Origin of the sequence: Methanobrevibacter sp., assembly GCF_050872065.1 — an archaeon.
Classification (GTDB): domain Archaea; phylum Methanobacteriota; class Methanobacteria; order Methanobacteriales; family Methanobacteriaceae; genus Methanocatella.
In genome coordinates, this window is the sequence record NZ_JBNMGD010000015.1 from 1 (window position 1) to 21531 (window position 21531).

At 30.6% G+C, this 21531-nt stretch carries 25 protein-coding genes and 1 tRNA gene; 15 read left to right on the forward strand and 11 right to left on the reverse strand.

The annotated features are described in order from the left end of the window. Positions 1-73: 73 nt before the first annotated feature. Genes ACR0P1_RS03420 through ACR0P1_RS03430 form a run of 3 tightly spaced genes read left to right on the forward strand, consistent with a single transcriptional unit; the run spans position 74 to position 2175 of the window. Entirely contained in the window at positions 74-703 is a 630-nt protein-coding gene (locus tag ACR0P1_RS03420) for a DUF655 domain-containing protein (protein WP_432645004.1), read from the forward strand. Positions 704-711: 8 nt separating this feature from the next. Continuing rightward, positions 712-1584: a 16S rRNA (adenine(1518)-N(6)/adenine(1519)-N(6))-dimethyltransferase RsmA gene (rsmA, locus tag ACR0P1_RS03425; RefSeq protein WP_432645005.1), complete on the forward strand. Its 873-nt coding sequence runs from the start codon at positions 712-714 to the stop codon at positions 1582-1584. A 6-nt stretch (positions 1585-1590) separates the two neighbouring features. Beyond that, entirely contained in the window at positions 1591-2175 is a 585-nt protein-coding gene (locus ACR0P1_RS03430) for a HemK2/MTQ2 family protein methyltransferase (RefSeq protein WP_432645006.1), read from the forward strand. 11 nt (positions 2176-2186) lie between these two features. On the opposite strand, the gene dapF is transcribed toward ACR0P1_RS03430, so the two are convergent. Both dapF and lysA read right to left on the reverse strand, forming a co-directional pair. Continuing rightward, positions 2187-3047: a diaminopimelate epimerase gene (gene dapF, locus ACR0P1_RS03435; protein ID WP_432645007.1), complete on the reverse strand. Its 861-nt coding sequence runs from the start codon at positions 3045-3047 to the stop codon at positions 2187-2189. A gap of 9 nt (positions 3048-3056) precedes the next feature. Further along, entirely contained in the window at positions 3057-4340 is a 1284-nt protein-coding gene (lysA, locus tag ACR0P1_RS03440; RefSeq protein ID WP_432645008.1) for a diaminopimelate decarboxylase, read from the reverse strand. A 197-nt stretch (positions 4341-4537) separates the two neighbouring features. Here lysA and ACR0P1_RS03445 point away from each other — a divergent pair, with 197 nt between their 5' ends. After that, on the forward strand, positions 4538-5176 hold the full coding sequence (locus tag ACR0P1_RS03445) for a hypothetical protein (protein ID WP_432645009.1): 639 nt from the start codon (positions 4538-4540) through the stop codon (positions 5174-5176). A gap of 115 nt (positions 5177-5291) precedes the next feature. On the opposite strand, the gene ACR0P1_RS03450 is transcribed toward ACR0P1_RS03445, so the two are convergent. Continuing rightward, positions 5292-6452 carry an acetylornithine transaminase gene (locus tag ACR0P1_RS03450; protein ID WP_432645010.1) on the reverse strand — a complete coding sequence of 387 codons (1161 nt, stop codon included), beginning with the start codon at positions 6450-6452 and terminating at the stop codon, positions 5292-5294. Between the two features lie 71 nt (positions 6453-6523). Here ACR0P1_RS03450 and ACR0P1_RS03455 point away from each other — a divergent pair, with 71 nt between their 5' ends. Further along, positions 6524-6955, forward strand: coding sequence for a peptidylprolyl isomerase (locus tag ACR0P1_RS03455; protein WP_432645011.1), 432 nt, complete (start codon positions 6524-6526; stop codon positions 6953-6955). 119 nt (positions 6956-7074) lie between these two features. On the opposite strand, the gene ACR0P1_RS03460 is transcribed toward ACR0P1_RS03455, so the two are convergent. From ACR0P1_RS03460 to ACR0P1_RS03485, 6 genes are all read right to left on the reverse strand, one after another. Continuing rightward, positions 7075-7992 (reverse strand): DNA glycosylase, encoded by a 918-nt coding sequence (locus tag ACR0P1_RS03460; RefSeq protein ID WP_432645012.1) that lies wholly within the window; start codon positions 7990-7992, stop codon positions 7075-7077. Continuing rightward, on the reverse strand, positions 7989-8813 hold the full coding sequence (hisF, locus tag ACR0P1_RS03465; protein WP_432645013.1) for an imidazole glycerol phosphate synthase subunit HisF: 825 nt from the start codon (positions 8811-8813) through the stop codon (positions 7989-7991). The genes ACR0P1_RS03460 and hisF overlap by 4 nt, the downstream gene beginning before the upstream one ends. 50 nt (positions 8814-8863) lie before the next feature. Continuing rightward, positions 8864-9025, reverse strand: coding sequence for a preprotein translocase subunit Sec61beta (locus tag ACR0P1_RS03470; protein WP_432645014.1), 162 nt, complete (start codon positions 9023-9025; stop codon positions 8864-8866). A gap of 68 nt (positions 9026-9093) precedes the next feature. Further along, complete coding sequence (gene moaC / locus ACR0P1_RS03475; protein ID WP_432645015.1) at positions 9094-9561, reverse strand: cyclic pyranopterin monophosphate synthase MoaC; 468 nt, start codon at positions 9559-9561, stop codon at positions 9094-9096. Positions 9562-9566: 5 nt separating this feature from the next. Next, entirely contained in the window at positions 9567-10784 is a 1218-nt protein-coding gene (locus tag ACR0P1_RS03480; protein WP_432645033.1) for a tRNA pseudouridine(54/55) synthase Pus10, read from the reverse strand. Continuing rightward, on the reverse strand, positions 10777-12120 hold the full coding sequence (locus ACR0P1_RS03485; RefSeq protein WP_432645034.1) for a signal recognition particle protein Srp54: 1344 nt from the start codon (positions 12118-12120) through the stop codon (positions 10777-10779). Before ACR0P1_RS03485 ends, ACR0P1_RS03480 begins: the two co-directional genes overlap by 8 nt. Before the next feature lie 94 nt (positions 12121-12214). Between ACR0P1_RS03485 and hpt the strand changes: the two genes are divergently transcribed. The 8 genes from hpt to ACR0P1_RS03525 all read left to right on the forward strand — a co-directional run bounded on the left by hpt (position 12215) and on the right by ACR0P1_RS03525 (position 16645). Beyond that, complete coding sequence (hpt, locus tag ACR0P1_RS03490) at positions 12215-12784, forward strand: hypoxanthine/guanine phosphoribosyltransferase (RefSeq protein ID WP_432645016.1); 570 nt, start codon at positions 12215-12217, stop codon at positions 12782-12784. Between the two features lies 1 nt (position 12785). Beyond that, entirely contained in the window at positions 12786-13790 is a 1005-nt protein-coding gene (gene dph2 / locus ACR0P1_RS03495) for a diphthamide biosynthesis enzyme Dph2 (protein ID WP_432645017.1), read from the forward strand. A 74-nt stretch (positions 13791-13864) separates the two neighbouring features. Next, complete coding sequence (locus ACR0P1_RS03500; RefSeq protein ID WP_432645018.1) at positions 13865-14434, forward strand: exosome complex RNA-binding protein Csl4; 570 nt, start codon at positions 13865-13867, stop codon at positions 14432-14434. A 13-nt stretch (positions 14435-14447) separates the two neighbouring features. Next, on the forward strand, positions 14448-14729 hold the full coding sequence (locus ACR0P1_RS03505; protein ID WP_432645019.1) for a DNA-directed RNA polymerase subunit L: 282 nt from the start codon (positions 14448-14450) through the stop codon (positions 14727-14729). A 31-nt stretch (positions 14730-14760) separates the two neighbouring features. Next, positions 14761-15183 (forward strand): NUDIX domain-containing protein, encoded by a 423-nt coding sequence (locus tag ACR0P1_RS03510; RefSeq protein WP_432645020.1) that lies wholly within the window; start codon positions 14761-14763, stop codon positions 15181-15183. Positions 15184-15257: 74 nt separating this feature from the next. Then, positions 15258-15569: a transcription factor S gene (locus ACR0P1_RS03515; protein WP_432645021.1), complete on the forward strand. Its 312-nt coding sequence runs from the start codon at positions 15258-15260 to the stop codon at positions 15567-15569. Positions 15570-15578: 9 nt separating this feature from the next. Then, positions 15579-16556 carry a topoisomerase IV gene (locus tag ACR0P1_RS03520; protein ID WP_432645022.1) on the forward strand — a complete coding sequence of 326 codons (978 nt, stop codon included), beginning with the start codon at positions 15579-15581 and terminating at the stop codon, positions 16554-16556. A gap of 15 nt (positions 16557-16571) precedes the next feature. Beyond that, positions 16572-16645 (forward strand) — tRNA-Arg (locus tag ACR0P1_RS03525). Here the strand turns inward: ACR0P1_RS03525 and ACR0P1_RS03530 are convergent. Then, the gene (locus tag ACR0P1_RS03530; protein ID WP_432645023.1) at positions 16646-18481 is read right to left on the reverse strand and encodes a helicase C-terminal domain-containing protein; all 1836 of its coding nucleotides are present in this window, start codon (positions 18479-18481) and stop codon (positions 16646-16648) included. Between the two features lie 95 nt (positions 18482-18576). On the opposite strand from ACR0P1_RS03530, the gene cobI reads away from it, so the two are divergent. Continuing rightward, entirely contained in the window at positions 18577-19281 is a 705-nt protein-coding gene (gene cobI, locus ACR0P1_RS03535) for a precorrin-2 C(20)-methyltransferase (protein WP_432645024.1), read from the forward strand. On the opposite strand, the gene ACR0P1_RS03540 is transcribed toward cobI, so the two are convergent. Next, positions 19278-20045 (reverse strand): V4R domain-containing protein, encoded by a 768-nt coding sequence (locus ACR0P1_RS03540; RefSeq protein ID WP_432645025.1) that lies wholly within the window; start codon positions 20043-20045, stop codon positions 19278-19280. The genes cobI and ACR0P1_RS03540 overlap by 4 nt on opposite strands. A gap of 251 nt (positions 20046-20296) precedes the next feature. Here ACR0P1_RS03540 and ACR0P1_RS03545 point away from each other — a divergent pair, with 251 nt between their 5' ends. After that, the gene (locus ACR0P1_RS03545; protein ID WP_432645026.1) at positions 20297-21523 is read left to right on the forward strand and encodes an FprA family A-type flavoprotein; all 1227 of its coding nucleotides are present in this window, start codon (positions 20297-20299) and stop codon (positions 21521-21523) included. Positions 21524-21531 lie beyond the last annotated feature (8 nt).

Here is a 21531-nt window from a genome sequence, read left to right on the forward strand (position 1 = left end):
AAAAAATAAATTAATTAAATAGTTTATTTATATAGCTAATTTAGTTTTATAAAAACAATAGTGAGTGATAAAGATGGTTGATAATAAAAAAAGAAATGGAAAAAAACCAACTGTAAAAAAAGAACAACATGCTGTTGTTCTTGATTATTTAAGCAGAGGCTATGTTAAATCAGATATGTCCAAATTTGGCGGAAAACCTATTGCTCAAGCTATTGGTACAAAACAATTCACTTTACTCGAATTAGCTCCTAAAGAAGGTATTGATTTAGAAATAGGTGATACCGTATTTATAGGAGAAGGAAAAAAAGACAAAGTAAGAGTACTTGGAAGATTAAACTTTGAAAAATTAACTGCAACAAGTAGAATCGAATTAGATTACACAATCAGAGATATTGTTGAGTCAAACGAAGAAAAATATGTTAACTTTTTCAATACAACAGGAGCAGTAAGTACAAGGCTCCACACACTTGAGTTAATTCCAGGAATCGGAAAAAAATATATGTGGGACATTATTAATGCCAGAGAAGAAAAACCGTTTGAAAGTTTTGAAGATATAACAGAAAGGCTCCCAACATTAACCGATCCTGCAGGAATGATTGTAAACCGAGTTAAACAAGAATTAGATAAAAATACACTTAAAAGAGGAAAAAGTAAATATTACATATTTACACAAGCTCCAAGGAAACCTAAAAACCCAAGATAAGTGATAAATTGAATAATGAAAATTCCATGTCCCTTTCCAAGATAACTAAAAACATCTTAAATCAAAATGGGATAAAGTTAAATAAAAATCTTGGCCAAAATTATTTAATTGACAAAAATAAAAGAGACCAAATCATTAACTTTGGAAACATCCAAAAAGATGATGTAATCTTAGAAATTGGAACTGGAATTGGAACATTAACAATTGAGCTTGCCAAGAAAGCTAAAAAGGTAATAGCTATTGAACAGGATGAAAATATCTGTGAAATATTAGCTAAAAGACTTAAAGACGAAAAAATAGATAATGTAGATTTACTAAATGAAGATGCTTTAAATGTTGAATTTCCAAAATTCAATAAAATTATCTCCAATCTACCTTATCAAATCTCATCACCAATTACTTTTAAATTTTTAGAATATGATTTTGATTTAGCTATTCTAATGTACCAGAAAGAATTCGCTGATCGTATGAATGGAAAAATTGGAACTAAAAATTATTCTAGACTTTCAGCTATGTTATATTTTAAATGTAATGTGGAAAAATTAACAGATGTAAGTTCTGAAAGTTTTATCCCAAAACCAAAAATCGACTCTTCTGTTGTAAGATTAACACCTAAAAAAAATAAAATTTCAGTTGGAGACTTCGAAATTTATTCTAAATTCACAAAAGCATTGTTCCAGCATAGAAACAAAAAAATTAGAAATGCTTTAATTGATTCCAGACACATAATAACTCATCTTGATAAGAAAGAAATGAAAAAATATATGAATGAAATTGAAGATGAAAAATTAAACAAATATCTCAAACAAAGGGTTGTTACACTTAAACCCGAAGATATACTGTTTTTATCTAAAGAATTAAATTCAATTTTTAATGGATAGATTACTATGCCAGATTTTACAATCAACATTGATGATAACGTTTACATCCCCGCCGAAGATAGTTATTTACTTGCAGAAAACTTGCAAATCAAAAAAGGACAGAGTGTGCTAGAAATTGGAACTGGATCAGGCATTGTTGCAATGTATGCTTCAAGACTTACGGACAATATTACTGTAACAGATATTAATTTTGATGCTTGTGAGCTTGCACGTAAAAACTTCGAAGCAAATAGCATTAAAACAATTGAAATATTGTTTGGAAATTTATTCGAACCGGTGAAAAATAGAAAGTTTGATGTAATTTTATTTAATACTCCATATCTGCCTACTGAAGAAGGCGAAGTTTTAGATGATACTATAAATTATGCATTCGATGGTGGATTAGATGGTAGAAAAGTTATTGATATGTTTTTAAATGAAGTGAAAAATCATCTAAATGATGGTGGAATGGTGCAGATGATACAGTCTTCACTATCAGGCAATGAAGAAACAGTAGAAAAATTAGATAAATTAGGTTTTATTTCAGAAATAGCTAAAAAAGAACATTTCTTTTTCGAAGATATAACATTAATTAATGCTTATAAAATTTAAAAAAAGGAGAATCAAAATTCCCCATCATAAACCAGCTCTGCAGGACCTTCCATAAATGCCCCAAGAGCATCATTTTTTTCATACACATTGAATTTTAAGTCACCACCAGGCAAATGAAGTAATACATCACTATCAAATAAACCTAATTTGTAACCAGAAATAGCTGTAGAAGTCGCACCAGTACCACATGCAAGAGTTACACCAGCACCTCTCTCCCAAGTAATCATTTTACCTTCATTTTTAGAAATTACCTCTACAAAATGCACATTAATCTTTTCAGGAAATACTTCATGTGCCTCAATAGCAGGACCATATTTGTTAATGTCTATTTCATCTACATTATCAACGAAAATAATTGCATGAGGATTTCCAACACTAATAGCTGTCACATTAAAAGTATCATCTAAAACTTCCAAATCACCGTCTAAAAATTCATTCCTATCTGAAATCATTGGGATTTCAGGAGTATTGAAAGTTGATAATCCCATATCCACCTTAAATAATACAGGTTCATCATCATCAACTGTGATTTCAATTGTTTTAATTCCTGCTCTTGTCTCAACAGTCATTTTTTCTTGTTTTAAAATACCTTTTCTATATACAAAATCCCCGAAACATCTTATACCATTTCCACACATTTCAGCTTCGCTTCCATCAGGGTTGAACATTCTATATCCAATATCTGCAACTTCAGACGGTTCTACAAATAAAACACCATCTCCACCTACACCAAAGTTTCTATGACATAACATTCTGCATGCTTCAGGTTTATCTTCTTCAGAAATAACTTTTCCTTTTGATTCATCAATTATTGGGAAATCATTACCTATTCCATGCATTTTTGAGAATTTTAATCCTTTTAGATCTACCATAGTATCAACTTATTTTAAATGTGGTGGAATGCTTTGTTTTGCATATAAGTCTTCAAAGGTTTCTCTTTCACGTACAACTGAACATTTACCTCCAGTTACCAATATCTCTGAAGCAAGTGGTCTGGAATTATAGTTTGAGGACATTGTAAATCCATATGCACCTGCATTTAATATACCTAATACATCTCCTTCTTTTACATCAGGCATTAATCTGTCACGTGCAAACAAATCTCCAGATTCACATACATTTCCTGCAATATCTACAGTTTGAGTGTTTTCAGCATCCATTCTGCTTGCATCAACAATGTGATGATATGACTCATACATTGCAGGCCTTAATAAAGTATGGAAACCCGCATCTACACCGATGAATTTTCTGTAACTTTGTTTTAAACTGTTAACAGTTACTAAAAGCACACATGCATCTCCAACTAAGAATCTTCCAGGTTCAAGATACATTGTAGGATTGCCCATGTCATATTGTTCTAATTTTTCTTTAAATAATCCAACATTAACTTCAGCAAATTTATCCAAATCTACAACATTTTCCTCAGGAGTGTATGGAATACCTACTCCCCCACCAAAATCAACAAATTCAAAATCGATTCCAGCATCTTGGTGAACTTTACCTGCAATATCCATGGTTGATTCAATAGCTAATTTGAATGGTTCTGGATCTAAAATACCTGATCCTATATGGGAATGCATACCTATAGGATTGAATCCTAATTCTTTTGCTTTTTCATATACCTCTACAGCTTCAGATTCCATAATACCAAATTTACTCATTACTCCACCAGTAATACAATGATCATGATGTCCTGCACCTACCATTGGATTTACTCTAAATGATATTTTTACCCCTTCAGGATTAATCATTTTAGATAATCTATTAAGTGCTGAGACTGAATCAATGTTTAAAACTGCACCTTCATCATGTACAAATTTTAATTCTTCATTAGTGATATTGTTACCAGTGAATAATATTCTGTCTCCTGAAAATCCAATAATTTTTGATATGTGAACTTCTCCAGGGGAAACTGCATCAATGCAACAACCTTCACTTTCTAAAATTTTCATTACAGCAAGGTTAGTATTAGCTTTGCATGCATAAAATACTTTAAAATTAGGATAATATTTTGAAAAAGCTGAATAGAATCGATTATAGTTATCTCTTATCCTATTCTCATCAATTACATAGGTTGGAGTTCCGAATTCTTCTGCAATCTCAACTGCATCTGCTCCACCAATATCTAGGTGGTTTTTACCATTTACTTTAATATTTAAATCCATAATTAAAACTCCTAAAAAAGTTACATTATGCATTTAGTTATTTTTTTCATACTATTTAAAATTAATTAAATTAAATAAAAATCAATAGTATAACTAATCTTTAACCAGATTATTTTAAAGGCGATTATTCAAGCCAAAATACTAATCGAAAGATAAATATTAAATTATAAATAGATTAATGTGTAAAGGTGAGCATTATGAAATTAAAATGTATTTTACTTGTGATAATACTTTTCGCTTTAATTCCCCATACATTTGCAATAGATACTGCTGATTGGGAAGATGTTACAGTTAATAAAGTAACTTTCAAAATTCCTGAAAAATTTTCAAATGGAACACTAAATAAAGACAATACTGGTTATACTCATGGAGAACCATTTGATTTTCTAATATTTTCACTAGTTAAAAATGATAATTTAAAGAGTATGTATGGTTATTCCTATAATAGCAAACATCTAAATGATAGTGAAGAAACAGAGATTGCAGGCCACCATGCAGTGGTATTATATCAATACAATGATTATTACAATTATGATTTCTTAGAAGTATTTTTTGCAACCGGCAAAAAAATCTTTAGAATTCAATATAATTCAGATAATGTTACTGATGAACTCAAGGAAATTATCAAAAGCACACCAAAATCAGAAATGACCAAAGAAACATTTTTAAATAAATTAGATAACGCACAAAGAGATTATTCTCAAGAAAGTTACCAAAAAAATCTTGAAGTGGATTTAGAGGATAGCTATCATACAGATAATAATCATCATAAACGTCAGTATTTCTATTATATAGGAAGTAAGGGACCTGGTGTTGGTATGAGTTATAGATGGTAAAATCTAAAAAATGGTTATTTAATTAAAACAACAGAGTTTGTATAAGCTTTAAACTATTAGCTATATTTCATGAAAAAATATTAGAAAAAAGAAGTGGATTATCTAATCAATAATCCTATAAAATTTCATCTAAAGCTTTAACAAACTCATCAATATCTTTTTTAGTAATTATTAATGGTGGAACAAATCTTAAGACATTTCCAGCAGTGCAATTAACTAAAAATCCTGCTTCCCTTAGTTTGTCAACATATTCAGCACCATGTTTAGTTAGCTCTAAACCAACCATTAAACCTTTACCACGGACATCAGCAATAACTTCTTTATCCAATTTTTTTAACTCTTCAATGAAATATTCACCAACTTCATTAACATTTGATAAAATGTCTTTTTCTTCAAATTCATCTAAAACTGCATTAGCAGCTGCACATACAAGAGGTCCTCCACCAAATGTAGTTCCATGATCACCAGGTACAAATGCACTAGCTATTTCTTCAGTTGCTAAAATTCCACCCATTGGAACTCCTCCACCTATTCCTTTAGCCATAGTCATAATATCTGGTTTAACATCAAATAATTCATGTGCAAATAATGTTCCACATCTACCAAATCCTGTTTGCACTTCATCTACAATAAACACAATACCATTTTCTTTACAGATTGCTTCAATTCCTTTTAAATATTCTGCATCAGGAATATTAACTCCACCTTCACCTTGGATAGGTTCTACAATAATAGCAGCAGTGTTTTCATTTACAGCTTCTTTGATAGCATCAAGATCATTATAAGGCACATTAATAAATCCTTGTGGCATTACTGCTTTAAATGGTTCATGATATTCTTCATGACCAGTTGCTGCAAGTGTCATTAATGTTCTTCCATGAAATGAATCAACAGTTGAAATAATTTCACTTTTTCCAGTGTATTTTACAGCTAACTTAATAGCTCCTTCATTTGCCTCAGCCCCACTGTTTGCATAAAATATTCTATCGAAATTAGTTAAGTCAATTAATTTTTTAGCATATACCAATGCTGGTTCATTATAGTAAATACTTGAAATGTGAATGAGCTTTGCTGCTTGATCTTGGATAGCTTTTACAAGTCTAGGGTGATTATGACCTAAAGCATTTACAGCAATACCTGCAAACATATCCAAATATTCATTTCCATCAATATCTGTGACTCTTACACCTTCACCATGGTCAAGTACTATAGGTTGTCTTGTGAAAGTGTTTATGAAATAATCATCTTCAATTTTAATTAATTCTTGAGTATTCATTTTAATCTTTCCATAAACTATTTAATCATTAATATGTATAATATTAATATTATTTAAAAATAGGTGATAAAATGAAAGTTGCAATAATCGAAACCGATAAAGGGAATATTGAACTTGAATTATTCCCAAACGAAGCACCTGGAACTGTAGCAAACTTTGAAAAATTAATCAAAGAAGGATTTTACGATGGATTAACTTTCCACAGAGTAATCCCTAACTTTGTAATTCAAGGTGGATGTCCTAACGGAAACGGTACTGGTGGACCAGGTTACACTATTAAATGTGAAACCGAAGGAAACCCACATAGACATGGAACTGGTGCATTATCCATGGCACATGCAGGAAAAGACACTGGTGGTAGCCAATTCTTTATTACTCACTCACCACAACCTCACTTAGATGGTGTGCACACTGTATTCGGCCAAGTTATTAAAGGTCAAGATGTCGTCAATGCTATTCGCCAAGGCGATAAAATGAACAAAGTGACTGTAGAAGAAAGATAATTTTATCTTTCAACTTTTTTTTATTTTATACTAAATACCACTCATACAACAACATAAAAGCTATTTTTAAAACTTGTAATTAAAAAAAAATATTTTCCCCGTTAAGCATTAAATGAAATTTATTTTTTAAGTTGTTTCATTAGACCGGATTTACGTGCATAATGGAACATATACAATTGAACATAACCCGCATTTTTGCCAAACTCTTCCATCCCAAACTCTCTAACTTTAGAGACACTGATATCCTTATCATCAAAATAAAGATGAGAAACAATTCTTTTTATCCAAACATCTGATGGAAAAGCTTCTCTGAAGTTAAAACCATATAATAAAATACAATCAGCAACTTTAGGACCAACACCCGGAACTTTTAATATTGTTTCAAATGCTTCATCATAACTCATTTTTTGGATTTCCAAGAGATCCATTTCAAATGTAAAAAGTTCAGATGCTTTTCGCATATATGGAGCTCTGTATCCAACTCCACATGATTTTAGGTTATTGATACAATTGCATAATTCCTCATTATCAGATAAATCAAACTCTTCTTCCTCATCCAAGAATACATCTTTAAGAATTTGAACACGTGGAAACATATAAAAATCTTGGTAATTAGTTCCCCATTTCTGTTTAATATCAGAAATTGACTTTGTCCATCTTTTAATAGAATTATTTGCGGAACAAATTGATGAGATGATGCATTCAAAGGGATTTGAAGCTAAAAATAGTCTTAAACCATTGCAAAACTCAGGTATTGCAGATAATTCAGCATGGTTTGATAAATATTTGTAAAATTTATTCAAATCGAAATCTAAATCATAAATATAATTTATTTTAGAAATAGCTTCCTTTTGAGTAATTTCCCCTGAAAAATTAAAATCTAAAAATTCTCCTGACTGTTTAACCTCAAAGATAACTGGTTTATTATTAATTTGCACAACTTCCTTAAATGAATTATCTATTTGTTTCCATGGAGGTTGTGATGTTTGACCTGAAACCTGAGTTAATTCCAAATCAATAGGAGATTTGATTATCATAAACGAACAGCTACATTATTCATTTTTAAATATTCTTTTACTTCACCAATAGAATACTGATTAAAGTGAAATATACTTGCTGCAAGAGCTGCACTAACATCTGTTTTTTCAAATACATCAAGAATATCTTTTGGATTTCCAACTCCACCACTAGCAATGACTGGAATATCAACAGCATCATTAATAGCTTTATTTAACTCAATATCATATCCATTTTGAGTTCCATCACCATCCATACTAGTTAAAAGAATTTCACCAGCACCTAAATCTTGACATTTTTGTGCCCATTGAACTGCATCGATACCTGTAAATTCACGTCCACCATAAATACTTGAATCAAACCAACAAAATCCTTTATCAGTTTCAACAACAACTTTATCTGGTGCATCATCTGGATGTGAAACATATTTTCTTTTTGCATCAATTCCAATGACAACTGCCTGTGATCCTACAACTTTTGAAGCTTCAGTCAATAATTCTGGATTTTTAATTGCCGCAGTATTGGTTGAACACTTATCAGCACCTGCTCTAAGCATTTTAGTATAATCTTCAACACGTCTTATTCCTCCACCTACACAAATTGGCATGAATACATTTTCTGTTAATTTATCAATGACATCCACCATTGTAGCACGTCTTTCATGTGAAGCAGTAATATCTAAAACTACAATTTCATCTGCACCATCTTCATAGTATTTTGTTGCAAGATCTACTGGATTTCCAGCATATTTAATCTCCTTAAACTCCACACCTTTTACAACCCTACCTTCAGGTACTTGTAAATCACAATCCAAACAAGGAATAATTCTTTTAGTTAACATATTATCAATAAATAAAAAAAGTAATATTGTTTTTTAAAAAACAATGAAATTTAAACTGAATATCTTAATACAAAACATAATATAGCTACAATAACAGTAGCAACAATGATATGTTCTGGAGAAAGTTTTGGTCCAAGACTTTCTTCATCAAAATATCTTACTAAACCTGCACCAGTTTGAGGCATAGAAATTTTATCATTTTTTTTCGCCATATAAATCCCCATAAAATTCAATTAATAAAAATAATATAATTAGTTATCATTTTCATAATATATAAAGTTTAAATTTTTTCTTTCTTAATAACTTTAATGCTGCTAATTTTAGTATCTGGATATTGTCCGTTTTCATCTTTTTCAACAGCTTTAACCATATCCCAGACAGTAAGCAAAGCAACACTTACACCAGTAATAGCTTCCATTTCAACACCAGTTTTACCTAATGTATTTACTGCACATGTAGCTATAATCTCATCCTCTTTAACTTCAAAATCAAGCTCAACACCAGTCAATGCTAATGGATGGCAAAGTGGAATTATTGAAGAAGTATTTTTAACAGCTTGAATTCCCGCAATTTGAGCAGTTGTTAAAACATTACCCTTTTTTATTTCTTCATTTTGAATTAAATCAATTGTATTCTTATCTAAAAAGATACTACCACTTGCAATAGCTCTTCTTTTTTGATCTGGTTTTCCACCAACTTCGACCATGTGCACTCCTGTTTCTGTTAAATGTGTAAATTCTTCTGCCATACTACCTACTTCTCACTTACTTCTATTACATCCAATTGCTCACAAATAGCTTTAACACCTAAAATTTCACTTACATTAGGATGACTTCTTCCTTCATCCCCAGAAATTAATTCTTTAATATACAAACCGCCTTCAGTTTTAATACGCATACTAAAATGTTTATCATCAATTAGTTCATACGATAATTCTTTAACATGCTTAATACGTACCTTATCAGCACGCCTTCTCAATACTCTTAGTGGAGTTTGCTGATGAATTTCATCTAATTTTAATAATTCTTCGAGTTTTGACTTATCAAAACTTTCATCACATTCAACAAGTGCATCATAAACCTTATAAGTATCAGGAGAAGATTGCTTGATTTCTGCTTTTCTACTTCTTTTACATAAATGTAGATTATGATAAGCTGTCTTGCCTTCATTAATCCTATTTACTTCCTCTTCGACTTTTGATAAATCTAGTTTTCTTAGTTTTGGTTCTTTGATTTCTAATACAAAAGGTCTTCCAGAACCTAACATTAAAACATCAATATCTTCACGGCCTGCACCATGGAATTTAGCTTCTTTACCCTTAGTTAATTTTAATACATGCTCTGAAATCAGTTCTTCAACTGATTCTAAGTATTGTTTACCTGTAAAGTTGCACTCCTCACATCCTCTTCCTTTACATTTTGTACATGGCCATTTAGTTTGAGGAATTCCTCTTTTTAGTTTATTATATTTCCCTTCAATGTATAATGGATTAATCTGAATTCTAACTTTAGGATTATCAATCAAATCTATGTTAAATACAATATCCTGACTTTCAAATTCCGCCTCTTTGTCATAGATTTCCCAAAGTCTAAGGCCAATTAATCTATTAATCTCTTTTTTAATAGTCTCAACAGTTAGATTGAATTTTTTAGAAAGTTCATCATCACGTTCTTGAATATCTTTCGGAACCTTTGAACCAACTAAAAATGTATCAAATTCAATGCCTAATTGGTTAATTTTGTCATCAATTTTATTGTATAATTCATCGTCAAGCTTGTCGAAGATATTATTACATATTACACAATCCACATCATCCAGATTTATATCCAATTCAGAACAGACTTTATCCGCCCTTTCAATGTTGTTTGTTCCTTCAATTGTTTTAGATAATTTGCGTCCAAGACAATTTTTACATATTTTTCCATCTGTTTGCTCTAAAATTTGTTTTGCTAATTCGTACATATTATCTATTCATGAATTGTCCCATCATACGGTTCATAGCACCGCCACCCAAACGACCGCCACGTTTACCAATTCCTTTCATGGTCTTTTTGGTATTGTTATAATATTTTAAAAGCTCTTTTACTTCACTTTCATCAACACCAGATCCTCTAGCAATCCTTTGAACACGAGACTGTTTGATTATTTTAGGGTTTAACATCTCTTCTTCTGTCATGGAAGACATCATAATTTTATATGAGTCTATTTTATCTTCAGTCATCTTAGAAGCCTCTTTCGAGATTTTATTTCCCATACCTGGAATCATATTTAAAACTTGTTGCATTGGACCCATTTTATTCATCATTTCAAACTGGTTTCTCATGTCCATTAATGTGAATTTACCAGTGAGCATATTGTTCATTGTTTTTTCTGCAATATCCTCATCAATATTTTCCTCAGCTTTTTCAATAAGAGATTTTATATCTCCCATACCAAGTAATCTTGAAATAAACCTTTCTGGATCAAATAATTCGAAATCATCAATTCTTTCACCAGTACCAATAAATTTAATTGGAGCACCTGTTTCTGCAACAGCAGACATTGCACCTCCCCCTTTTGCTGAACCATCTAATTTTGTGATAATAATTGATCCAATATCAGTAGCTTTTGAAAAAGCTTTTGCTTGTTCACCTGCTTGCTGACCTATTGTTCCATCAATAACAAGAATAGCCTCATTTGGATTTATGATATCATCTAATTCATCCATCTCCGCAATTAAATCTTCTTCCTCTTTATGTCTACCAGCAGTATCGAAAATAATAACTTTTCTATTTTTAAACTCTTGTAGACCTTTTCTAGCTAAATCAAGAGCATCCTTATTATCAGGATCCCCATATAATGGAACATCCATTTCTTCAGTTAATTGTTTCAATTGAACATAAGCAGCAGGTCTCCATGTGTCAGTACATACAACAGCAGGGTTAAAACCTTTTTTCTGTAAAAATCTACATAATTTACCAATAGTAGTTGTTTTACCACTACCCTGAAGACCTAAGAATAAAATTTTGTAAGGTCTTTCATTAATATCCAAACCGACAGTTTCACTACCTAAAAGATTTACCATTTCTTCATAAATAATTGTTATAACATGTTCTCTTGGAGTAATACCCTTTGGAGGCTTCTCTTCAAGAGACCTACTTTCAATTTTTTTTGATAAATCAAGGACCAATTTAATATTAACGTCAGATTGAATTAAAGCACGTTGAATATCTTTTACAACTTCTTTAATAGTTTTTTTATCAACAACTGACATTCCTACTAATTTTTTCATTGTATTAGTAAGATTTTCTCCTAAATTTCCAAGCATCATATTATCACTTATAATAATCCTAATTAGCAAACTTATATAATTATATTAATTTATATATTTATTTAATAAAGTTTTAATAATTTGTGATATCATGTTAGAAGAAGTAAAAAAATCTCTAGAATCATCTCCCGTAGTTAAAAAAGGTGACTATAACTACTTTGTAAATCCTATAAGTGATGGCGTTCCAGCAATGAACCCTAAAATGCTTAGGGAATTATCACTAATAGTTTCTAAACATGCGAATTTAGACGTTGATAAAATTGTAGCAGTTGAAGCTATGGGGATACATTTAGCTACTGCATTATCCCTTGCAACAGACATCCCATTTGTTGTAATCCGTAAAAGACAATATGGTCTTGAAGGAGAAACTGAAGTTTATCAGAAAACAGGATATGGCTCATCCAACCTTTATGTAAACGATTTACACGCTGGTGAAAAAATATTACTCATTGACGATGTGGTAAGTACTGGAGGAACATTAATAGCTTTATTAAACACTTTAAAAGATATGGGATTGGAAGTCAAATCCACTGTTGCAGTTATTGAAAAAGGTGAAGGTAAAAACATCGTTAAAAAGGAAACTGGTGTTGATGTAATATCCATTGTTAAAATAGATGTTGTCAACGGAAAAGTAGTTATTGAAAAAACAATTGAAGATTAAAATGTCAATGTATAATATGGATTTGGACAAAGTAATCCGTAAGATAACCTCAATAGATGCTCAAACTGTTGGCCTTCAATTTCCCGAAGGTCTAAAAATACAAGCCATAAAAATAGCTAGACAAATTGAAGAAGAAACTGATGCAACAGTTATTATCTCTGGAGATCCTTGTTTTGGAGCCTGCGATGTAAGTGATTATAAAATGAAAGGGTCAGTTGATTTAATAGTTCATTATGGACACACACCACTTCCATTAAAATATGAAGTTCCAACATTATTCATTGAGGCATATTCAAATATAAATATTAAAAAAGACCTTGAAAAATCATTAGAATACTTAAAAGATTACTACAGGATAGGGCTTGTAACAACAACACAACATTTACATCTTTTAAATGAAACTAAAGATTTCTTAGAAGACAATGGGAAAGAAGTTATTCTAGGTTCATCACCATCAACTAGAAAAGGTCAAGTTTTAGGGTGTAATTTTTCATCTATCAAAGATTTAGATGCTGAAATCATATTATTCATAGGAAATGGAAATTTCCATGCATTAGGAATCAAATTATTTTCTAACACCCCAGTAATTGCACTAGATCCATACAATGGTGAAATTAGAAGTATGGATGAATTTGCAGATAGAATTTTGAGAATACGATTTGCAAGAATTACAAAAGCCCGTGGTGCTAAAAAATGGGGAATTTTAGTATCTACAAAAGAAGGACAATACCGAATGGGCCTTGCAAAAGAAATTAAAAAAATTCTAGAAGATGCGAAAATGGAAGCATATATTATCTTAGTAGACAATGTATCCCCAGACATTTTACTTCCTTACTTAGAATTAGATGCCTTTGTTGTAAGTGCTTGTCCAAGAATCGCAATTGATGATTCTCAAATGTATAAAAAACCATTATTAACACCTCAGGAATTAGAAATAGTTTTAAATAAACGAGAATGGGAAAATTACCAATTAGATGAAATTTTATTCCATGAATGTTATAAATAATTTTAAATATTAATATGGATAAAATTATTATATTAAAGAGAGTTTTATAAACTCTTTATTTTGGTGATTTTAATATGAAAATAGAAGAAGATAAAATTGTAATGCCTGGAGATAAATTAGGAATAATCGAACAATATCTTCCGGGAGAAGGTACTTATGATGATGAAGGAGACATTAAATCATCAGTACTTGGAAATGTTAAAATTAATCAAAAAATGAAGGTAATTTCTGTTGTGTCAGATGCAAAACCTGCTCTTTTAAAAATTGGAGATATTATTTATGGTCAGATTACTGATATCAAACCACAAAGAGCAAATGTTCAAATCGAATGTATTAAAGACAATGCAAGACCATTAGCATTACCCTATATGGGTGCTATCCACATCTCACAAGCTAAAAAAGATTATTTAGAGAAATTATCCGATGCTTTTAGAATAGGAGATATTATTCAGGCAAAAGTTATTAAAATTACTGGAGATAATGTAGATTTAGGCAGCACAGATGATGATTGTGGTGTCCTAAAAGCCATGTGTACTCGTTGTAGAGATTACATGCATACTACAAAACAATTTGATGAACTTCAATGTAATACATGTAACAGGAAAGAAAAACGTAAAGTTTCTAAAAACTACATTAATGATTAATTAGGTTGATAAAATGGAAAATTTTGAAATTATTGAAGACAAAACATTAGAATTAACTTTTATTGTAAAAGATGAAAGTCACGGAGTCTGTAATGCATTAAGACACATTTTAATGCAAAATCCAGATGTTGAGTATGCAGTTTATAATATTGATCACCCTCTTACTGGAAAACCTGAAATGACAATTAAAACAAAAAGAGGAAAAAGACCAAGACACGCATTACAAAAAGCTGCAGAAGAACTTCAAAAAGAAAGTCTTGAATTTAAAAAACTTATTGATGAAGCTTTAGAATAAAAGCTTCCTATTCCTTTTTTTAAGTGATTTAATGGACGAATATAAAAAACCCTCTGTAACAACAGATATTTTTATTTATGATGAAAATTTTAATTTTATTCTAATTAAAAGAAAAAATAATCCTTTTAAAAATCATTGGGCATTGCCTGGTGGATTTGTTGATTATGGTGAAACTGTAGAATCTGCTGCAATAAGAGAAGCTAAAGAAGAAACTAGTATTGATGTAGAACTTGAATATTTAGTCAATGTTTACTCTAATCCAGATAGAGATCCTAGAGGCCATACTATAAGTATTACATATACTGCAAAAGGAGAATTTGGCAAACGAAAAGCTGATGATGATGCAATAGACATCGACATATTTTCAGTTGAAAAATTAGATAAAATCAATCTTGCTTTTGACCATGATAAAATAATAAAAGACTGCTTAAATATAGTTAAAAATAAAAAATAATGCCATATATTTAAATAACTTAAAAAAAAAATATTATAACATAACTTATTAAAATTAATTATAGGAGGAGTTAAATGGAATTTTGTCCTGAATGTGGAGCAATGATGTTTCCCAATAATGGCATTTTAAAATGCAATAGCTGTGGTTACACCGAAGAAAACTCCGATAATACTGCTTATAAAGTTTCAGAAAAGATTGAAGCTGAAGAAACTGTTAAGATGTTGGGTGAAGATGTTGACGTTGGCCCAAGAACAGAAGAAATTTGTCCTGAATGTGGACATAATATAGCAACTTACAAATTATTACAAACTCGTAGTGCTGATGAAGCTCCTACCCGCATATTTACATGTGTAAACTGTAAACACACTTGGAGAGCTTATGATTGAGGTTTTCTTATGAAAGATTCTAAAGAAAAAGAGCATAGGATTTCTAATTTAAAAGATTTAATTGATAATGTCAAAGAAGAAGATAATTCTATCGATCCACAGGAAGATAATGAATTGATAAATTATCTACATGAAGATGAGATAAATTTTGATGAATTAGAAATTGATGATGAATTTATCTACCATCCCGATAATAATGAAATCAATGCGATAAATTTAGAAGAAACTCCTATTGATGAAAACTTTATAATTAATACACCAAAAGAAGAAAAAGAAGAAGAGTTAGAAAGTTTAATTGATGATTTTGAAGAAGACGACATCATTAGTGATGTAACTGAAAACTTTGACCAATTTGTTAATGCTAAAATTGGTAAAACTCCTATTTTAAGTATTATAAGTTCTATACTCGGAATCATATTTATAGCAATATCAATACTCATTTTTGAATCTCGTAGCGATAGAATAATAGATAATGTAGCTTCTGGTGAAACAAACTTTATTTCTGTTATTGTTCTTGGATTAGGAATCTTACTATTAATCTATGGAATTTATAAAATACTCGGCATAAAAAATCCTCTGACTGGAATAACCGATAGTATTAACTCTATTGATGCTAAAGAAAAAGTAAAAACTGATGTTTCTAAGGAAAAAGAAAGTGAAAAAATTATTCCTAAAAGCAACATCCCATTGGATAAAGACTCCTATAAAATAGGCGAATTTAACATTGACGATATAAAAAATAAATTTAAAAAATCAACTATTTCTAAAAAATCACAACCAGACACCGAAGATATAAACAATATCCCCCCTGCTAAAGAAAAAGACAAAACTAAAAAGGGATTAACCATCGAAGAAATCGAGGATATTGAATATAAACAAGTAAAACTTAATAATGAAACTATTGACGATATTTTTGCAGAAGTAGAAGATATTGATGATATACCCATTATTTCTATTGATTCTGAAGAAAAAGAAGAAAAGAAATAAAATTTTTTTATTATTGGGCCTGTAGTCTAGTCAGGAATGACGCAGGACTTCGGATCCTGAGATCGGGGGTTCAAATCCCTCCAGGTCCGCTATTTTTTAACTCTAACAACTGCTTCCTTGAAAAATTCAGGAATTAAAGATCTATACATTGGACTTTTGAAAAGCATGTTAATATCACTATCAATAATATAAGTATAACATGAATCATCTTCTGCCCTCATACCACGACCATATGCCTGCATCAAAGTCATTACAGTTTTATAAGCATACCATTTTTTATCACGTTTCATTCTCATGTTAACTTGCTTATCCCCTAAATATGGGAAAGGCATTTTATAAATAACTTGGAATCTACACTTATCGTATGGTAAATCAACACCTTCACTCATAGATGGTGAAACTAAAACCAATGGATTTTCATCTTTTTCAAAGAAATCCAAAATTTGCTCTCTATTTTTTGAAGTATGTGAAATTAGTCTTGAATTAGGCAAATTATTTGTAATATATTGTTGACATTTATAACTGTGAGTATGTATTAAACCTTTATCTCCCTCGTGTTTCTTTAAAATCTCTTGCAAAATAGGGATTGTTTTTGGAGCAGTTTTTTTAATCCGATTAGCAGACATTTTTCCAGCTAAATCTAGTATAATAGGTCTTTTTTCTTTTGTAAACAGACTATCCACCTTAATATGATAAACTTCATTAGGATTTAATCCTAACCATTTTGAAAACATCTTATGAGATAAAATAGTTGCACTCATAAAAATAACAACATCCCCATATTTTAATAAATTATTTTTAGCATAATGATGAACTCTCAATGGTTTAAATGTAACACCATAATCTCCAGCATCGATTACCCAATTTTTAGGCTCTTTTTCTAGATTATTTCTAAGGGTTTTTAACCTGCCAATGGTTGATCTAATCCTATCAGCTTTACTTTTACTTATATCTTTTAAATCAATATCATCATAAGCATCCCTGATTGCATCAATTTCCATCATCCAATCTTCAAGTTCACCATCTTTTAAAGTTTGAGGAGAAATCTGCTTATTGATATCCTTCTCAAGTGTTCTATTATACAATGTAACTTCCATAGTGGACATTAATTTGTTTTCAATATTGTGAGCCTCATCTAAAATAAGTAAAGAACGAGGCCCGAAGTGCTTAACATAATTAAACTCAACAATAGCATAATCATAATTCATTAATGTAATAGGAGAATTAACCGCATTAGCCTTTTGATTCCAGTAATGACAATGCCCACTTGACTGATAAAATACTGTTCCCCCATATGAATCCTCAAAAGCTAATTCTGCATCCAATGTTGGATTTTTAGCAACACCATATGGGCAGAAGAATTTACTTGAAACTGGAGAAGTTTTACAAGCCCCAATATCACAAGTAGATTCTAAATTATCCTGCAAACAGGCAAAATTGCTTCTACCTTTAACCAATGGAAATTCAAATTCATCAGAATATTGTGATTGTAATTGTTTAGTCATGGTCAAAATATAAGCAGATTCATACATTTTAGCTAATGTTGTAGCTATTGCAGACTTACCAGTACCTGTTCCAGCCTCCAATATGATATATTTATAACCTTTTTTAATTGCGTCATTAATATCCTGAATAATTTCTAATTGTCCAGTTCTAGGCTCTTCAAATGGAAAATTTTCGATAATCTCTTCATCAATATTTGGATTTAATTCTTTCAAATATGCTACAGTCCCTTCATCCTGCTTGTGATCATCTACAGAATACACCTCAGGAATTTCATCATCCAATATTGATGAAGTTCTTATTTTTGGTTTAGAAAAACTAAACAAGTCTGTTGGACCCTTAGTTTCTTTTTTAGAGTATTTCCCACAAGTACAATTACTTTTTAACATTCCACAATTTGGGCAAAAAATTGAATTTGACATTAAAAATATATAGGTAAATATAATATAAATAAATTATAGAAAGAGCATTTGTAAAATAATGATTAAAATGAATAATTATAAACTAAAGTGATTATATGGTTAAAAAAGGAAAATTAATTGGAATTGGTGTTGGACCTGGAGATACTGAATTATTAACATTAAAAGCTGCAAAAGTATTAGAAACCGTCCCTGTTATTTTTTCACCTAAATCTGCAAAAGAAAAAGAAAGCATTGCTTTATCAATCGTAAGACCCCTTCTTAAAGAAAGAAAAGATTATAAAAAAATAATGATTGTTGAGCCTATTTTTCCTATGATTGAAGATAAAAAAGAACTCGAAAAAATATGGGACAGTGCATCTCAATTAGTTGCACAGTATCTTAATACTGGAAGAGATGTTGCATTCATTACACTCGGAGACACATCCATATTTAGCACTTATTCATATTTACAAAAAAGATTAATTGATGAATACGAAGTAGAAACCATTCCTGGAATTACATCATTTACCGCATGTGCTGCTGCTAAAAATGAGGCATTAGTGGAACAAAATGATATTTTAACTATCGTTCCTAAAATTGACAATAGAATTGAAACTGTTTTAGAACATAGTGATTCAATTGTCCTTATGAAAACTTCAAGAAATTCAACAAAACTTGAATTAAAAATCAAAAACGATAAAAGAGAAAAAGAAATTTATTCAGTGGAAAACTGCACTCGTGAAAATGAAAAAATAATTGAAGGATTTTCTCACGAAAAACCCTATCTTACAACATCAATTATAAAATTTAAAGATGATTAGTAAGTTTTTACACCTTGAGGTTCAACCTCAAAGACACATTTTCCATCACCCATTGTATAACATTGTGTCTCAATAACACTAACAGGTAATTTAAAGAATTCTGTGAACAAACCTTCCATAATGCCTGCATCTAAAAAACAAGCTGGCTTTCCTATTTTTGGAAGTAATTCACATTCAAAACAGTCAAAAATTGTAATTTTAATTAATTGGCCTATTTCAAAACTCAAACTACCTAACCCTTTTTTACTCCAAAATTTAGACAAATTATCCATAAAAATATCTAAATCTTCATTGTACAATTCATTAAAGAGAGATTTACCTATTTGATTACCTGTTGATTTTAAAATAGGATCAATATTAATTCCTTCTTGAATAAGCATTGCTTTTAAAGTATGGAACAATAATGTTGAAAACTGTCCTTCACCTTCAACTATATTTCTTATTAAATAATCTGCTTGAGTCTCTTCAAGTTCCTTTGGTTCGGAAAGATTTACAGAACCAAGATATTTAGAATTTAAGTAAAATATTTTTTTTCTATTATCCGCAGGATGCATCCTATATGAAATAATTCCATCTTCCCTTAAATTTTTTAAATGCACTGAAACTGTAGATTTAGATTTACCAGTATTGACAACAATTTCATCAAATTCCATATCTCTATCTCTGAGCATTTCTAAAATTATGAGTTTTACTGGGCTTTTAACTACATTAACACATAATTCCGTTGAATCAGAAAATATTTGTATCGGTTTTTGTTTGTTCATTAATCTCCCCCATATGTATAATTATATTTAATTAGTATTAGTTAATAAATATATCTATAAGATAAAATTTAATCAAAATGATAAAAAAAGCTTTAATAATTAGACAAAAATTAGAAATAAATCAAAAATAAATACCGAACTGTTCGTATTGTATGGAATAATTTGGGTTAAATATAAATAAGAGATACATCTAATTTAATATTAATATTCATAATATAATTATGGATTATTATAAAATAGGAGAGTAAAAAATGAAAGCTAATGCTCAAAAAATAGCTGATGGAGTATACTGGATTGGTGTACTCGATTGGGATTTAAGAACATACCACGGGTATACATTAGACGGAACCACCTACAATGCATACATTGTATTTGGGGAAGATGAAGTAGCAATTATTGATAATGCTTACCCTGGAAAAACCAAAGAAATGATGGCACGTATCGACGATGCTTTCGCACAAGAAGGAAGAGATGTTAAAGTTGACTACATCATCCAAAACCACATTGAAAAAGATCACTCTGGAGTCTTAGTAGACTTACATAAAAGATTCCCAGAAGCACCTATCTATTGTACCAAAATTGCAGTTGACGGTCTTTTAAAACATTACCCATCACTTGAAGGTGCAGAATTCGTTACTGTGGGAACTGGTGACTCTTTAGATGTTGGTGGAAGAACCTTAGCATTCTTAGATGCATTCTTAGTACACTGGCCAGACAGCATGTTCACTTTACTCGCTGATGAAACTGGTATTTTATTCCCTAACGATGCATTTGGTCAACATTTATGTCTAACCCAAAGATTCTCTGATGAAATTCCTGAAAACATTTTAATGGATGCAGCGCAAAAATTCTATGCAAACTTAATTACACCACTTTCAAAATTAGTACTTAAAAAATTAAATGAAGTTGTTGAATTAGGTTTACTCGATTCTATTAAAATGATTGCACCATCTCACGGTCAAATCTGGACTGACCCAATGCAAATCATTGGAGCTTACCAAAACTGGGCTACAGGTGTATGTGAAGATAAAATTACTATCATTTACGATACCATGCACTACTCCACCCAACAAATGGCTCATGAAGTTGCTGAAGGTGTAATGTCTGAAGGCTACGATGTAGAAATATTCTTCTTACACGAAGATGAAAGATCTGAAATAGTCAAAAGTATCTTGACCAGTAAAGGAATTGCAATTGGTGATCCTACAATTAATGATGTACCATACCCAAGTGTTGGAGACATCATGTACTACTTAAAAGGACTTTTATTCAATAGAACTGGTATTGAAAGAAAAGCTGTTACTTTCGGTTCAATGGGTGGAAAAGGAGGATCTCCTGCAATGCTCGCTGAAGAATTAGGTACCTGTGGATTCGATGTTATAGATACTCAAGAAATTCGTTATGTACCAACCGCAGATGAAGATAACACAAGCTATGAATTAGGTGTAAAATTAGCTAAAGCATGTAAAGAATTATAAGGTGATTT